The following is a 15,724-nucleotide window of genomic DNA, read 5'->3' on the forward strand; positions in this document are numbered from 1 at the left end:
TTTCCGGTCTCAGATGACGTCCGCATGGTGAAATCCGGCCCGCTGTGGCAGCGTGATTCTCGCCACCCTTGATAAGGGTTGCGCTCAGATGAGCGGATCATGAGCGACTGCACTTCTCCAAGGGGTGGCACTCCGTGCCACCCCTTGATCGTTCATCGATCGAAATCAGATGTGCTGTAGGTGCGCTCACCTGAGCGGAAAAACGGCCCTGTGGGCCTCGCTGTCTTCAAGAAGTGAAAACATCAGCCGCGCTCTGCTTGTCAAGCTTTGACTTTCGATCCACTGGCGGACGACTGGTTACAGGCCCATGACGCACAAGTGGACGTACCCAGGCGCCTTCGATCTGGGTATGTTCCTCGCCGTCAGGGCAGCCACCGCGGCCTCAAGGAGTCGAGACCCGTGTCGGAAAACAAAGAACCCCACGTAGCGAAGTTCGTTTACGACTTCACCGAGGGCAACAAGGACCTCAAGGACCTCCTCGGCGGCAAGGGTGCCAACCTCGCCGAGATGACCAACCTGGGTCTTCCGGTCCCTCCCGGCTTCACCATCACCACGGAGGCCTGCAAGGTCTACCTGGAGAGCGGTGAGGAGCCCGCGGCACTGCGTGACGAGGTGAGTGCGCACCTCGACGCCCTCGAGCAGAACATGGGCAAGAAGCTCGGCCAGGCCGACGACCCGCTGCTGGTCTCCGTCCGCTCCGGCGCGAAGTTCTCCATGCCCGGCATGATGGACACGGTCCTGAACATCGGCCTCTCCGACAAGTCGGTCCAGGGCCTGGCCAAGCAGGCCGGCGACGACCGCTTCGCGTGGGACTCCTACCGCCGTCTCATCCAGATGTTCGGCAAGACCGTCCTCGGCGTCGACGGCGAGCTCTTCGAGGAGGCCCTCGAGGCGGCCAAGGCGGCCAAGAAGGTCACCGTGGACACGGACCTCGAAGCGGCCGACCTGAAGAAGCTGGTCACCAAGTTCAAGAAGATCGTCAAGACCGAGGCCGGCCGGGACTTCCCGCAGGACCCGCGCGAGCAGATGGACCTCGCCATCGAGGCGGTCTTCAACTCGTGGAACACCGACCGCGCCAAGCTCTACCGCCGCCAGGAGCGCATCCCCGGTGACCTGGGCACCGCGGTGAACGTCTGCTCCATGGTCTTCGGCAACCTGGGCCCCGACTCCGGCACCGGCGTCGCCTTCACCCGCGACCCCGCCTCGGGCCACCAGGGCGTCTACGGCGACTACCTCCAGAACGCCCAGGGCGAGGACGTGGTCGCGGGCATCCGCAACACGGTCCCGCTCGCGGAGCTGGAGTCGATCGACAAGAAGTCGTACGACCAGCTCATGCAGATCATGGAGATCCTGGAGAACCACTACAAGGATCTCTGCGACATCGAGTTCACCATCGAGCGCGGCCAGCTCTGGATGCTCCAGACCCGAGTCGGCAAGCGCACCGCCGGTGCCGCCTTCCGCATCGCCACCCAGCTGGTGGACCAGGGCCTGATCGACGAGACCGAGGCGCTGCAGCGCGTCACCGGCGCCCAGCTGGCGCAGCTGATGTTCCCGCGCTTCGACGAGCACGCCAAGGCCGAGCAGGTCGGCCGGGGCATCGCGGCCTCGCCGGGCGCCGCGGTCGGCAAGGCGGTCTTCGACTCGTACACCGCGGTGAAGTGGTCCCGCTCGGGCGAGAAGGTCATCCTGGTCCGCCGGGAGACCAACCCCGACGACCTCGACGGCATGATCGCGGCCGAGGGCATCCTGACCTCCCGCGGTGGCAAGACCTCCCACGCGGCCGTCGTCGCGCGCGGCATGGGCAAGACCTGTGTCTGTGGCGCCGAGGAGCTGGAGGTCGACACCAAGCGCCGCCGTATGACGGTCCCCGGCGGTCACGTCGTCGAGGAAGGCGACCTGATCTCCATCGACGGGTCGAGCGGCAAGGTGTACCTCGGTGAGGTCCCGGTGGTCCCGTCCCCCGTGGTGGAGTACTTCGAGGGCCGGATGCACCCGGGCGCCGACGACGCCGACGAGCTGGTCGAGGCCGTGCACCGCATGATGGCCTTCGCCGACCGCAAGCGCCGCCTGCGGGTGCGCGCCAACGCGGACAACGCCGAGGACGCGCTGCGCGCCCGTCGCTTCGGCGCGCAGGGCATCGGCCTGTGCCGTACCGAGCACATGTTCCTCGGTGAGCGCCGCGAGATGGTCGAGAAGCTGATCCTCGCGGACACCGAGGAGGTGCGTGAGGCCGCCCTGCGGGAGCTGCTGCCCCTGCAGAAGAAGGACTTCGTCGAGCTGTTCGAGGCGATGGACGGCCTGCCCGTGACCATCCGCCTCCTCGACCCGCCGCTGCACGAGTTCCTGCCCGACATCACGGAGCTGTCGGTCCGTGTCGCCCTGGCCGAGTCCCGCCAGGAGCCGCACGAGAACGAGCTGCGGCTGCTCCAGGCGGTCCACCGCCTGCACGAGCAGAACCCGATGCTGGGTCTGCGCGGTGTCCGCCTCGGCCTGGTCATCCCCGGTCTGTTCACGATGCAGGTCCGCGCCATCGCCGAGGCCGCGGCCGAGCGCAAGAACGGCAAGGGCGACCCGCGCGCCGAGATCATGATCCCGCTCGTCGGCACGGTCCAGGAGCTGGAGATCGTCCGCGAGGAGGCCGACCAGGTCATCGCCGAGGTCGAGGCGGCCACCGGCACCCGGCTGAAGCTGGCGATCGGCACCATGATCGAGCTGCCGCGAGCGGCCCTCACGGCCGGCCAGATCGCCGAGGCGGCGGAGTTCTTCTCCTTCGGCACGAACGACCTGACCCAGACGGTGTGGGGCTTCAGCCGCGACGACGTGGAGGCCTCGTTCTTCACGGCCTACCTGGAGAAGGGCATCTTCGGCGTCAGCCCCTTCGAGACGATCGACAAGGACGGCGTCGGCTCCCTGGTGAAGGCGGCGGCGAAGGCGGGCCGCGAGACCCGTCCCGACCTGAAGCTCGGCGTCTGCGGCGAGCACGGCGGTGACCCCGAGTCGGTCCACTTCTTCCACGAGGCCGGCCTGGACTACGTCTCCTGCTCCCCGTTCCGCATCCCGGTCGCCCGCCTCGAGGCAGGCCGCGCGGCCACCCAGTCGGAGGGCAGCGACCACCGCTGACCCCCGCCGGAGGCCCGGCCCCTGCGCCCGGCCTTCCCCGACCCCGGAGCCGCCGTCGGTCCCCGACCCTCAGACCGATCGGCGGCGGCTCCGGCGCACGAGAAGGAGGGGCGCCACCCTGTGCGGGGGTGGCGCCCTTCCGTGCATCGTCTGGAGAGACGGTCGAGCTACGTCGCTGAGCGGGCCAGATGGCGATTGCCGGCGCTGGTTGCCGTTGATCCTGCGTGACGTTGCTGTGCCCTGGGTGTGCCCTCCAGGAGCTGGCCGGGTCCCGCCTGCCGACGGTCGGCAGCTCTACAACGGGCTGGGTCCGCTATCCGTGACCTCGGGGTCTGTTCCAGGTCTGCTCTGTGCCGCGAACAGCCGGTGGCCGGGGTGGGTGCGCGGGTACGGTCGGGGTGATGGATCCGGCCGTGTTCGAGGGGGCTTTGGTGGCGGGCGGGGAGGCGCGGTACGGCGCTGAGGGCGGGGATCACGTCGATTTCCGCCGTGGTGTGTTCACTGGTCCGGTCACGGGCAAGGGCGATCACCATCACGGCGACCACCATCACTACTACGGGGCCCGGCGGCCTGCGGCCGGGTGGCCGCATCAGGTGGGGGTGATCCCGCCGAGGGCGGGCTGTTTCCAGCCCCGGGCCGAGGTGGTGCGGCTGCGTGAAGCACTGGCGGGTGGCCGGGCCGCGGTCCTGGTGGGGCAGGACACGGTGCGTGGTCAGGTGCTGGCCGGGATGGGCGGGGTGGGCAAGACCCAGCTGGCCGCGGACTATGCCCGCACGGCCTGGCAGGCCGGTGAGCTGGACGTGCTGGTGTGGATCACCGCGAGCAACGCCACTGCGGCCGCGTCCGGGTATGCGCAGGCTGCCGTGGAACTCTTGGGCGCCGATCCGGCGGACCGGGAGACGGCCGCGCGCGCGTTTCTGGCCTGGCTGGAGCCCAAGGCGAACGCCGAGCCGTGCCGGTGGCTGGTCGTGCTCGACGACGTGACGGACCCGGCCGATCTGAACGGTCTGTGGCCGCCGGCCGGTCCGTACGGCCGGACCCTGGTCACCACCCGTCGGCAGGATGCCGCCCTGGCCCTGGCCGGCCGCCTGATCAAAGTCGGCCTGTTCACCGAGGCCGAGTCCCTCGCCTACCTCAATGCCACATTGGGTGCATGCGAGCGCCGTGAGCCGGATGAACAGCTCGCCGCGCTCGCCCAGGACTTAGGGCATCTGCCGCTCGCGTTGTCGCAGGCGGCCGCCTATCTCATCGACGCCGGTATCAGCGCCGCCGCCTACCGGCGGCTGCTGGCCGACCGTAGTGCCTCGCTGACCGATGCAGCCCCCGAGGTCCTCCCCGACGGCCAGACCCAGACCGCGGCGGCGGCCTGGTCGCTGTCCGTCGAGCGCGCCGACACCCTGCGCCCGGTGGGTCTGGCCCGCCCGATGCTCCAGCTCGCCGCGTTCCTCAGCCCCAACGGCATCCCCCAAACCGTCCTGACCGGCGAACCCGCCCTCACCCACCTGACCCGGCACCGCAACACTCCCGTGTCCGTGACTGCGGACGAGGCAGTCGGTGCGCTGCGGGCGCTGGGCCGGCTCAGCCTCATCGACCACACCCCCGCCACCCCCCACCAGGCCGTCCGCGTCCACCAGCTCATCCAGCGCGCCATCCGTGACACGCTCACCCCCGGCCGGCACGACCAGCTCGCCCGCACCACCGCCGACGCCCTGACCATGGCCTGGCCCGCCATCGAACGGGACACCGAACTCGCCCAGGCCCTGCGCGCCAACACCACCACCCTCACCCGCACCGCCGAAGACGCCCTCCACCGGCCCGACGTGCATGCGGTGCTGTACCTGGCCGGACGCAGCCTCGGCGAGGCCGGTCAGGTCACCGCCGCCACAGCCCATTTCCAGCGCCTGACCGAAACCACCGGCCACCGCCTGGGCCCCGACCACCCCGACACCCTGACCGCCCGCCACAACCTCGCCTACTGGCGGGGGGAGGCGGGGGACGCGGCCGGTGCCGCTGCCTCGTTCGAGCAGCTGCTGGCCGACCGGCTGCGGGTGCTGGGCGAGGACCACCCCGACACCCTGGCCACCCGCCACGAGCTCGCCCGGTGGCGGGGGGAGACGGGGGACGCGGCCAGTGCCGCTGCCGCGTTCGAGCAGCTGCTGGCCGACCGGCTGCGGGTGCAGGGTGAGGACCACCCCGACACCCTGGCCACCCGCAACGAGCTCGCCCACTGGCGGGGAAAGGCGGGGGACGCGGCTGGCGCCGCTGCCGGGTTCGAGCAGCTGCTGGCCGACCGGCTGCGGGTGCAGGGTGAGGACCACCCCCACACCCTGACCGCCCGCAGCAACCTTGCCCGGTGGCGGGCGGAGGCGGGGGACGCGGCCGGCGCCGCAGCCGCGCTCGAGCAGCTGCTGGCCGACCGGCTGCGGGTGCTGGGCGAGGACCACCCCCACACCCTGACCACCCGTCACAACCTCGCCCACCTTCTGGGCGAGACAGGAGACCCGGCCGGCGCCGGAGCCGCGCTCGAGGAGCTGCTGGCCGACCGGCTGCGGGTGTTGGGTAAGGACCACCCCCGCACCTTGACCACCCGCAACAACCTCGCCCACTGGCGGGGGGAGGCGGGCGACGCGGCCGGCGCCGCAGCCGCGTACGAGCAGCTGCTGGCCGACCAGCTGCGGGTGCAGGGTGAGGACCACCCCCACGCCTTGGCCACCCGCAACAACCTCGCTCACTGGCGGGGGGAGGCGGGGGACGCGGCCGGCGCCGCTGCCGCGTTCGAGCAGCTGCTGGCCGACCAGCTGCGGGTACTGGGTGAGGACCACCCCGACACCCTGACCACCCGCAACAACCTCGCCCACTGGCGGGGGAAGGCGGGAGAGACACCCCACGCCTGAGGGTCCCGTTGCCCTCCGGGGACGCCGCTCCTCACGGCCTCGCACTACGGCGGCTTTCAGGACCGCCGCGGCCTTGCGCTGCCCCCGTTCCCTGACCTGCACTGATGCCCCAAACTAGCCATGGGAGCGGTACGTTGGCCCAGAGATGGTCCACGGCGTGGACGGCGAACGCCCATGAGGCTGACGCTGGGGTCTCCCCCCAGGGGGCACGGGTCCCGGTATTCGTCAGTGCTCGCTGGTGGCGATGTAGGTGCCGTGCCAGGTGTGGTCCCACACGGCGCCGGTGGAAGCGTTGACCGACAGCATTCCGTTGATCTTCCCGGAGCGCACGGTGTGCAGGGTGTAGTAGCCCGGGAACGCCTCTGCCTCACCGGCGGTCAGGCCGCTGCCCTGGTCGCGCAGCCACTGCTGAGCGCGGTCCTGGGCCTGCTCGCGGGAGAGCCGGGGCTGGGTCCGGCCGCGGGGGTGCATGCCGTAGTCGGTGTTCCACATCATCGCCGGGCCGTACTCGATCCCGGTGTCACCGTCGGCCGGGTCGACGAGGATCTCGGTGGCCGGCTTCCCCGAGGGGGTCTCCAGTTCGGCGTAGAAGTTCTTCGAGAACTGCATGACCTCGCCGACGCGCAGGTTGAGCAAGCCGGCGAAGGCGTCGGCGCGCTGTCGGGCCTGGTCCATGGTCTTCACCGGGGTGCCGTTGCCGCGCTGCCAGTAGCGACCGCCCATCATGCCGGGCCCCCACGAGCAGTCGTTGCCCATCATGCCCGACCCCATGCCGGGCCCCCACGAATCCCAGTCGTCCCAGTTGTCGCCCGACGTGCCCGACCTCCAGCAGTCGCTGCCGGAGAGGCTTGGCGCGGCGGCCGGGCGGAGGGAGGCGCCCCTGGAGGCGCTGTCGCCCGCCGCGCATCCGGCGGCCAGCGTGCCCGCCAGCGCGAGGGCCGCGAGCGCGGCAGCGGTCCGCCTGTTCGTACTGGGCATGATCATCACCCCTTCGGGCTGTCCCTGCCGCGACCGCCCGACCCGGCGGACGCGGGTCTGTTGCATTCAGCCTCCCGCCAGGCGCGGGAACCGCCCAGGGGCCGTCCGGGCCCACCGGTGCACCGACCGGCCTGCGCATGCAGCGAGAAAGATGATCTTCGGCACTTCTACGCCTCAGCGCTGATCAAGAACGGCCCGTCGGGGCGGCACCCTGTGCGCGGGTGCCGCCCTCTGGTGCTGCTCGACGGTGCTGTCAGATGGTGCCGTCGTTGTTGACCGGGCCGACCTGGAAGCTGTTGGAGCAGATGGTCCAGCGAGCCGGGACGAGGGCCGCCGTGTGCGAGGCCGGCGGGTAGATCCGCAGGTAGGTGCCGGTGCGCAGACAGGGCCCGCCGACGGGGCCGTTGGTGGTGCGGATGACCGCGCCGGTGGAGTGGGCGGGGGCGAGCGTCACCGTCGAGTAGGACTCGCCGGTGCGGGTGGCGGCGGGTCCGATCTGCCGGTGTGCGGTGTCCAGCGCGCTGACGCCCGGGTAGCCGCGCAGCGCGCACTTGGTGGTGCTGGTGTTGGTGAACCGGATGGTCCAGTAGAGAGAACCGGCCGCACCCTCCTTGCGGCCCATGGAGAGGTAGAGGTCGCTCGTGGAGCAGGTACGGACCCCGGCCGACGCCTGCGCCGCCGCCGAGGTCACGCCCCAGGCGGCCCCGCCGGCCGTGAGCCCGGCGAGCGCCGCGGTCAGCAGGGCGACCGTGCCGCGACGGGACAAGTGGTGAGAGAACAGAGACATGGCGCATCCGCCTCCAATGAAGGTCATTGTGTTGGATGCGCCTTCGCCCGGAAAAGTTGTGCCGTTCACCGGGAAAACTCCGGCACGGCCGGGGCTCACCACCCCTCCACACCCGACGCGAGACGCCGGTGCCACCACGGTTCTGTCGGTGTCGCCAGTGGGTCGGGGAGTGTGAGGCGCAGGTAGCGGTGGTCCAGGGGGGTCAGTGTGCGTTGCAGTTCGGCTCGTGCGCGGGGTGGCAGCAGGGGCAGGATCTCGGCCAGGGCGTCCCGGGCCTCGCGTACGTCGTCGAGGGCGCAGCCCGGGCAGCCGGCGCAGTAGGACTCGCGGGGGTAGCGAGGGCGGCGTCCCGGTGGGTGGAGGAACGCACGGTAGCGCCGCAGGGCGGTCTCGGTCGCGCCGGGTGAGAACCAGCGGCCGGGGGAGAGGCGTTCCGCGCGGTGGATGGCGAGGCTGGTGCGGCCGGACAGGCCGGGTATGCGGGCCGGAGGGGGCCCTTCCCGGACGCGGGGGCCCGGAGTGGTTCGGTGGGCGCCGCGCAGGGCGCCGGGCCGGTTACGCGGCATCGGCCTTTCGGGGTGCGGTCATGAACTCCATGATGCCTCAAGGGGCTTCGTGGCCTCATCGCGGGTTCTGAGGGGGCGCAGAGTGCGGTCCGGGGGCCGCGGCAGGCGCAGGGACTTCGCCCGTCGCCGGGTGCAGGCGGCACGGCGTCGGGGCAACCGTCGGGCTCGCGCCTACGCTGGACCCCTCAGCCCAGGGCCGAGCTGTCGGTCCGTCCCACGAGTGCCGCCTGGAGGAGCCCCATGGGCTGGACCGCGCAGGACATCCCCGCCCAGACCGGCCGCCTGGCCGTCGTCACCGGAGCCAACAGCGGCCTCGGCTACGTCACCGCGCGGGAGCTGGCCCGCAAGGGAGCCCGGGTGGTGCTCGCGTGCCGGAGTGAGGCGCGGGGGCGTGACGCCGGGGAGCGGATCGTGGCGGAGGTGCCGGGGGCCGAGGTCGAGGTGGAGCGGCTGGACCTCGGGGACCTGGCGTCCGTGCGGGACTTCGCGGACCGGGTGTCGTACGAGCGGATCGACCTGCTCGTCAACAACGCCGGCGTGATGGCGCCGCCGTACGGGACGACCGCCGACGGGTTCGAGACGCAGTTCGGGGTCAATCACCTTGGGCACTTCGCCCTCACCGGGCTGCTGCTGCCCGCCCTGCTCGCCACCCCGGGCGCCCGCGTCGTGACCGTCTCCAGCATGATGCACGCCCTCGCCAACATCGACATCAACGACCTCAACAGCGAGCGCAGGTACCGGCGTTGGGTCGCCTACGCCCGCTCCAAGACCGCCAACCTCCTGTTCACGCACGAGTTGTCGTGGCGGCTGACCAGGCACCACGCCGACCTCGTCGCGGCCACCGCCCACCCCGGGTACGCCGCCACCAACCTCCAGACCGCCGGGCCGCGCGCCGAGGGGCGCAGGGGCGCCGAGCGGGCCATGGAGATCGGCAACCGGGTCTTCGCCCAGCCGGCGGAGGCGGGCGCGCTGCCCACGCTGTACGCGGCGACCGCGGCCGGCGTACGGCCGGACACCTTCTTCGGGCCCTCGTTCGCGATGTGGCGGGGCGCGCCCGTGCCGTCCTGGCGGGCGCCCTGGACGCTCAACGACGAGGTGGCGAGCATGCTCTGGGACGCCTCGGTGCAGCTGACAGGTGTGGAATTCGGCGCTCTCAAGGTGTGACACACCGTCGCAACACCCCCCTTCGTAATCCCGGCGCATGGTTGATCGTTGGGCCGTGCAACGACGACCGACGTCAGGGGGCACACGATGAGGAGCATCAGCCGTAGGACGCTGCTGACGGCAGGCGCGGGCGCCGGACTGCTCACGGCGTGCGGGGCCGACAACGGGCGCGGGGGCGGCTCGGGTCCGGCGCTGTCGCAGTGGTACCACCAGTACGGCGAGGCCGGCACCCAGCAGGCCGTGCAGCGGTACGCCGCCGCGTACGAGAAGGCCGACGTCGCCGTGCAGTGGCGGCCGGGCGACTACGACCAGCAGACCGCCGCCGCCCTGCTCACCGACTCCGGGCCGGACGTCTTCGAGGGCAGCCCCACGCTCGACCAGATCCAGGGCGGCCAGGTCGTCGACCTCACCGATCTCCTCGACGGCGTCGAGGACGACTTCAACCCGGCCGTTCTCACGCCCAAGACGCACGACGGGAAGATCTGGGGCATCCCCCAGGTCGTCGACACACAGCTGCTCTACTACCGCAGAAGTCTGCTCGCGGACGCGGGAGTCGAGCCGCCCACCACCCTGGACGCCCTCGTCGACGCCGCGAGGAGACTCACCGGCAGGACGGTCAAGGGGCTCTTCCTCGGCAACGACGGGGGAGCGGGGGCACTCGGTGCAACGCCCCTCTACGCGGCGGGACTTCGGCTCGTCACCGACGACGGCAGGGTCGGCTTCGACGACCCCTCCGCCGCCCGCACCCTCGGCAAGCTCCGCCGGCTCTACGCCGACGGGTCCCTCCTCCTGGGCGCACCCGCCGACTGGTCCGACCCCTCCGCCTTCCTCCAGGGCCTGACCGCCATGCAGTGGTCCGGGCTGTGGGCGCTGCCCCAGGTGCGGAAGGCCTTCGGTGACGACTTCGGGGTGCTGCCCTTCCCGAAGGACGGCGGCGCCGGCCGGCCCGCCGTTCCCGTCGGTGCGTACGGTGCCGTCGTCAGCGCGCGCAGCAGGCGGCAGGAGGCCGCCAAGGCGTACGTGAAGTGGCTGTGGGTCGAACGCACCGACTTCCAGGAGGACTTCGCCCTCTCCTACGGCTTCCACATCCCCGCCCGGCTCTCCCTCGCCAGGAAGGCCACCAGGCTGAAGTCGGGCGCGGCCGCGGACGCCGTCCGCTTCACCACCGAGCACGGCTACGCCCAGCCACTGCTGTGGACCCCGGCCTGCCAGATCGCCTACCAGGACGCGCTCAGCCGGATCATCAAGGGCGGTGCCGGTCCGGAGAGCGAACTGCGGGCCGTCGTAGGGAAGGTGTCGGCCGAGCTCGACCGGGTGAAGAAGAACGCGAAGAAGGCGTCGTGAGCCGGCGCAACGGTCTGTGGTTCTGGGTCTTCGTCGGGCCCTTCGCCCTCGGCCTCGCCCTCTTCACCTACGTTCCGCTGCTCTGGAGCGTGGCGCTCAGCTTCTTCGACGCGCACAACACCGTCACGCCGACGCACTTCGTCGGGCTGGACAACTACACGGCGATGACGGGTGACGACGCGTTCGTCGACAGCCTGCGGACCTTCCTCGTCTTCACCGCGTTCATCGTGCCCGTCACGTACGTGTTCTCCCTCTCCCTCGCGCTGATGGTCAACCGGCTCACCCGCGCCCGGGCCTTCTTCCGGTCCGTGTTCTTCCTGCCCGCCGCGTGCAGTTATGTCGTCGCGGCGCTCGTATGGAAGATGTCCCTGTTCAACGGGGTGCGGTTCGGGCTCGCGAACACCGTGCTGGGGTGGTTCGGCGGTGATCCCGTCGCCTGGCTCTCCACCACCGAGCCGCCCTGGTACTGGCTGGTCATCGTCACCGTACGGCTGTGGCTGCAAGCCGGGTTCTACATGATTCTCTTCCTCGCCGGGCTGCAGCGGATCGACCCCGCGCTGTACGAGGCGGCCGCCGTGGACGGGGCCCGGCCGGGCTGGACCGTGCTGCGGCACATCACGCTGCCCCAGTTGCGGGCCACCTCGGTCGCGGTGGTACTGCTGCTCGTCGTCAGCGCCTTCCAGGCCTTCGACGAGTTCTACAACCTGCTGTCCGACGCCAGGGGGTATCCGCCGTACGCCCGGCCGCCGCTGGTCTACCTCTACTACACCGCCCTCGGACAGGGGCAGAACCTCGGGCTCGGCAGCGCGGGGGCGGTGATCCTCGCACTGGTCGTCGCCGTGGTCACCGTGGGACAGGCGCGGTGGCTGCGGCTGGGGAGGACGGACGCCGATGGATGACGCCCTGGTGCGGGCCGGGCGGGCACTGCGGCTGGTGCTGCTGATCGCGCTCGCCCTGCTCTTCCTGATCCCCTTCTATCTGCTGGTCCGCAACGGCCTGTCGAGCGAGCAGGACATCACCTCACCGGAATGGACCTTCCTGCCGGGGGAGTTGAGGTGGGGGAACGTCCGGGAACTGTTCGACGATCCCTCCGTGCCCTTCGCGCGTTCCCTCCTCAACTCCGCGCTGATCGCCGTCGCGGCCACGCTCGGCACCCTCCTCCTCGCCTCCCTCGCCGGCTACGGCCTCGCCCGCATCCCGTACCGGCACGCGAACAAGGTCTTCCACGCCGTCCTCGGCACCCTCCTGGTCCCGGCCGCCGTGACGTTCGTGCCGAGTTTCGTGCTGGTGTCCTCGCTGGGCTGGATCTCCACGCTCCGCGGACTGGTCGTCCCGACGCTGTTCTCGGCCTTCGCCTGCTTCGTCTTCCGGCAGTACTTCCTCGGTTTTCCCCGGGAGCTGGAGGACGCGGCACAGGTCGACGGGCTCGGGCACTGGCGTACGTACTGGCTGGTGGTCGTGCCGAACACCCGGCCGGTGTTCGCCGCCGTCGGGACCATCGTCTTCCTCGGCGCGTGGAACTCGTTCCTGTGGCCGCTGGTCATCGGGCAGGACCAGAGCGCCTGGACCGTGCAGGTGGCGCTGTCCTCCTTCACGACGTCCCAGGTGATCCGGCTGCACGAGCTGTTCGTGGCCGCCGCCGTGTCGATCCTGCCGCTGCTTGCGGTGTTCCTGTGCCTGCAGCGGTGGATCGTGGCAGGGGTGGAGCGGTCGGGGATCGACTAGGGCCCGTATGGTTCCGGGCATGCGGTGCTGGATATGCGGCTCGGACCGGCTGAGTCCGGTCGGGGAACTCAGCTCGGGTGAGCGGTGGGGCGAACGCCTTCGGCTCAAGTTCCGCCGCCCGGGACTCCTCAAGCCCCGGCCGGTGTTCGACGCCGGGCTCGCCCGGGCCTGCCGGGACTGCGGAGCCCTGTTTCCGTTCCTCGACGAGTACGCCCGGCGGGAGCTGGACGCGGTGGCCGACGAGCTGACCGACGTCGAGGGGGCCGGGACGCACCACTACGGGGAGTCCGAGGGCTCCGGCCCGTGAACCCGCGTGCTCACAGTGAGCCGCCGCTGTCCACCACCAGGTCGGTGCCGACGACCGAGGCCGCGTCGTCGGAGGCCAGGTAGAGGACGGCGGCGGCGACCTCCTCGGTGGTGGAGATCCGGCCGAGCGGGAGGGTGGCCTTCGCGCGCTCGGTGCGGTCGGCGTCCGTCTCGCCGGCGCGCAGCGACATCGAGGTGGCGGTGGCGCCCGGGCTGACCACGTTGATGCGGACGCCGTCGCCGATGTGGTCCAGGGCGGCGCCCCGGCTGAGGGCGGTCACGGCGGCCTTGGTCGCCGAATAGGCGGCGGCTCCGGCGGAGGTGGCGTGCAGGCCGAACGTGGAGGACACGTTCACGATCGCGCCGCCCGACGGCTGGGTGCGCATCCGGCGGATCTGGGCCTGCAGGGCCAGGTGGACGCCGGTGACGTTGGTCGCGAGCTGGGTGTGCCAGTCCTCCTCCGGCAGTTCGGCGAGAGGCTGCCCGCCCCGGAAGACGCCGGCGTTGTTGACGGCCACGTCCAGCGAGCCGAAGGACTCGACGGCGGCCCGGACCAGCGCCTCCGCGTCGCCGGACCGGGAGACGTCGGCGGTCACCGCGAGGGCCTTGCCGCCCTGCTCCTCGATCAGCCGGACGGTCTCGTCCAGGGGCTCCCGCCTGCGCCCGGCGACGACGACACGCGCCCCCTGCGCGGCGAACGCGAGGGCGACGGCCCGTCCGATGCCGGAGCCGGCGCCGGTGACGAGGGCGGTCCTGCCGGTGAAACGGGTGGCGGTCATGATCTCCCCTTTTTCTTGACCGATCGGTTCAGTTTGAGGACGGGAAAAGGGCCCTCTCGAGGAGGGCTGTGCGTCAGTCCAGCAGGGTCAGCGCCTGCTCCGCCGCGTCCCGCACGCGCGCCGGGTCCGCGGACGCCTTGCCGACGACCCGCAGGCCCTGCATCAGCACCAGCAGTGTGCGGGACAGGGCGAGCGGGTCGCGGTCGGACGGCAGCTCGCCCTGGGCCCGGGCGCGGACCAGCGTGGTGTGCAGGACCGTCTCCAGGTGGTCCCAGTTGCGCTCCACGCGCCGGGCGGCGGCCGGATCGTGCGGGGCCAGCTCGGCCGCCGTGTTGGTGACCAGGCAGCCGCTGCGGCGCAGTTCCCCGTGGGCCGCCTCGTCCGCGTAGCGCCGTACGACCGCTCGGACGGCCGGCAGCGCCGGGCCCGGCTGGGACAGCTCGTGCACGATCCGCGCGAGTCCGGACTGCTCGTACCGGTCGAACGCCTTCAGGTACAGCTCGTGCTTGCTGCCGAACGTCGCGTACAGGCTCGCCCTGCCGATGCCCAGGTGCTCGACCAGGTCGCTCATCGACGTCGCCTCGTAGCCGCGCCGCCAGAACAGCTCCAGGGCCGACTGCAGCGCGGCGTCGGGGTCGAATTCCTTCGTCCTGGCCATGCACCGCAGCCTAGGCATTTCTGGAACGACCGGTCAAGCGATCTGGCTGCTACGACGTCCGTGCGGCGGCCCGGCCCCTGCAGAGGAGCGTGCGCAGGCGGTCCGGGAGCTCGGGGCCGTGGGCGCGGGGGGTGCACAGGGGCAGTGCGCCGGTGCGGCCGTCGCGGCCGGTGGCCGTTCCCGGTGCCGTGTGGCCCGGTGCCGTGTGACCCGGGGCCGGTTTCGTGGCGCGGCCGGGCAGGGCCTGGACACGGCCGACGGCGTTGCCGAGCAGCTCCGTGAACCACAGGTGCCGGTCGGGGCCGGCCGCGATCTGGAAGGGAACCTTGTCCACGGCGTCCGGCACCGGGAACTCGGTGATCCGGCCGTCCGGTGTCACCCGGCCGACGCCGCTGGACTGTTCGGCGAACCAGAGGTTGCCGTCGGGTCCTTGGGTGATGCCGTCCGGGCCGGCGTCGGCGGACGGCAGCGGGAACTTCGTGATGTGTCCCGCGTGGTCGATCCGCCCCACCGCGTCGGCGCCGGGAGCGGTGAACCACATGGCGCCGGGGCCCGCGGTGATGTCGAAGGGGAAGTCGTAGTCGCCCAGGGGGAATTCGGTGACCCGGCCGGCCCTGTCGACCCGGCCGATCCTGCCGCTGATCGTCTCGGTGAACCACACGGTGCCGTCCGGCCCGGCGGCGATGCGGTAGGGGTCGCTGTCCGGCGTCGGGATCGGGTACTCGGTCACGGTGCCGTCGGGTGCCCGCCGCCCGATCCTGTTGGTCCCGGATTCGGTGAACCACACCGCGCCGTCGGGTGCGCTGGTGATGCCGGTCGGGGCGCTGTTCGCGGTCGGCAGCGGGAACTCGGTCACCTGGCCCTTCGTGGTGATCCGGCCGATCTTGTTGCCGAAGATCTCGGTGAACCACAGGGCGCCGTCGCGTCCCCGGGTGATGTCGAAGGGAAAGCTGTCCGGGGTCGGGACCGCGTAGTCGGTGACGGTGCCGCCGGTCGTGATGCGCCCGATCCTGGACGCCCCCGACTCGGTGAACCACAGTGCCCCGTCCGCCCCCGCCGTGATGGCGGCGGGGAAGCTGTCGGCGGTGGTGGTGATCGGGTACTCCGTCACATCCCCCGTGCCGGCCCGGGCGGGGGCGGCCACCGCCGTGGCGCCGATCAGGCCGCTGACGAACGCCGTGATCAGCCGGGGCGTACGTCGTCGAGACCTCGGACGGTCGGGCATGGGGGCAACCCTTCTCCAGGAACACCGAATCCGGACAGGCGGCCAGGAATCTGACTGTATGTCCGGATTCAGACTAGGGTTCGCCTCCGGGCCGCACGAGTCGGCTGATCCAAGCGGCTGACCGGCTCCAGGCCAGGCGGGTCCGCACGGAGCTCGTCAGGCGCTCGGCAACAGCGCC

13 protein-coding genes are annotated in these 15,724 nt (G+C 71.4%); 7 read left to right on the forward strand and 6 right to left on the reverse strand.

Features of this window, described 5'->3' with window-relative positions; all coding sequences use genetic code 11:
* The first annotated feature begins 399 nt into the window (after positions 1 to 399).
* Positions 400 to 3,120 (forward strand): pyruvate, phosphate dikinase, encoded by a 2,721-nt coding sequence (gene ppdK / locus FB157_RS26955; RefSeq protein WP_145883248.1) that lies wholly within the window; start codon positions 400 to 402, stop codon positions 3,118 to 3,120.
* Positions 3,121 to 3,521: 401 nt separating this feature from the next.
* Positions 3,522 to 6,014 (forward strand): tetratricopeptide repeat protein, encoded by a 2,493-nt coding sequence (locus FB157_RS26960; protein ID WP_145883249.1) that lies wholly within the window; start codon positions 3,522 to 3,524, stop codon positions 6,012 to 6,014.
* 225 nt (positions 6,015 to 6,239) lie between these two features.
* Here the strand turns inward: FB157_RS26960 and FB157_RS26965 are convergent, their stop codons facing one another.
* The 3 genes from FB157_RS26965 to FB157_RS26975 all read right to left on the reverse strand — a co-directional run bounded on the left by FB157_RS26965 (position 6,240) and on the right by FB157_RS26975 (position 8,345).
* The gene (locus FB157_RS26965; RefSeq protein WP_261386564.1) at positions 6,240 to 6,992 is read right to left on the reverse strand and encodes a hypothetical protein; all 753 of its coding nucleotides are present in this window, start codon (positions 6,990 to 6,992) and stop codon (positions 6,240 to 6,242) included.
* A gap of 253 nt (positions 6,993 to 7,245) precedes the next feature.
* Entirely contained in the window at positions 7,246 to 7,779 is a 534-nt protein-coding gene (locus FB157_RS26970) for a DUF4232 domain-containing protein (protein ID WP_186581700.1), read from the reverse strand.
* A 95-nt stretch (positions 7,780 to 7,874) separates the two neighbouring features.
* Positions 7,875 to 8,345, reverse strand: a complete 471-nt coding sequence (locus FB157_RS26975; RefSeq protein WP_145883251.1) for a hypothetical protein — start codon at positions 8,343 to 8,345, stop codon at positions 7,875 to 7,877.
* A 240-nt stretch (positions 8,346 to 8,585) separates the two neighbouring features.
* Here FB157_RS26975 and FB157_RS26980 point away from each other — a divergent pair, with 240 nt between their 5' ends.
* From FB157_RS26980 to FB157_RS27000, 5 genes are all read left to right on the forward strand, one after another.
* Positions 8,586 to 9,509 (forward strand): oxidoreductase, encoded by a 924-nt coding sequence (locus tag FB157_RS26980; protein WP_145883252.1) that lies wholly within the window; start codon positions 8,586 to 8,588, stop codon positions 9,507 to 9,509.
* An 87-nt stretch (positions 9,510 to 9,596) separates the two neighbouring features.
* Complete coding sequence (locus FB157_RS26985; RefSeq protein ID WP_186581701.1) at positions 9,597 to 10,853, forward strand: ABC transporter substrate-binding protein; 1,257 nt, start codon at positions 9,597 to 9,599, stop codon at positions 10,851 to 10,853.
* On the forward strand, positions 10,850 to 11,752 hold the full coding sequence (locus tag FB157_RS26990) for a carbohydrate ABC transporter permease (protein ID WP_145883253.1): 903 nt from the start codon (positions 10,850 to 10,852) through the stop codon (positions 11,750 to 11,752). The genes FB157_RS26985 and FB157_RS26990 overlap by 4 nt, the downstream gene beginning before the upstream one ends.
* Complete coding sequence (locus FB157_RS26995) at positions 11,745 to 12,578, forward strand: carbohydrate ABC transporter permease (protein ID WP_145883254.1); 834 nt, start codon at positions 11,745 to 11,747, stop codon at positions 12,576 to 12,578. The genes FB157_RS26990 and FB157_RS26995 overlap by 8 nt, the downstream gene beginning before the upstream one ends.
* A gap of 19 nt (positions 12,579 to 12,597) precedes the next feature.
* Positions 12,598 to 12,885, forward strand: coding sequence for a hypothetical protein (locus FB157_RS27000; RefSeq protein WP_145883255.1), 288 nt, complete (start codon positions 12,598 to 12,600; stop codon positions 12,883 to 12,885).
* A gap of 10 nt (positions 12,886 to 12,895) precedes the next feature.
* Here FB157_RS27000 and FB157_RS27005 read toward each other — a convergent pair whose 3' ends face one another.
* From FB157_RS27005 to FB157_RS27015, 3 genes are all read right to left on the reverse strand, one after another.
* On the reverse strand, positions 12,896 to 13,663 hold the full coding sequence (locus tag FB157_RS27005; RefSeq protein ID WP_145883256.1) for an SDR family NAD(P)-dependent oxidoreductase: 768 nt from the start codon (positions 13,661 to 13,663) through the stop codon (positions 12,896 to 12,898).
* A 73-nt stretch (positions 13,664 to 13,736) separates the two neighbouring features.
* Positions 13,737 to 14,321 (reverse strand): TetR/AcrR family transcriptional regulator, encoded by a 585-nt coding sequence (locus FB157_RS27010; RefSeq protein ID WP_145883257.1) that lies wholly within the window; start codon positions 14,319 to 14,321, stop codon positions 13,737 to 13,739.
* A 49-nt stretch (positions 14,322 to 14,370) separates the two neighbouring features.
* Positions 14,371 to 15,546, reverse strand: a complete 1,176-nt coding sequence (locus FB157_RS27015) for a hypothetical protein (RefSeq protein WP_145883258.1) — start codon at positions 15,544 to 15,546, stop codon at positions 14,371 to 14,373.
* Positions 15,547 to 15,724: the final 178 nt, after the last annotated feature.

Origin of the sequence: Streptomyces sp. BK340 (genome assembly GCF_007827595.1) — a bacterium.
Taxonomy (GTDB): Bacteria; Actinomycetota; Actinomycetes; order Streptomycetales; family Streptomycetaceae; genus Streptomyces.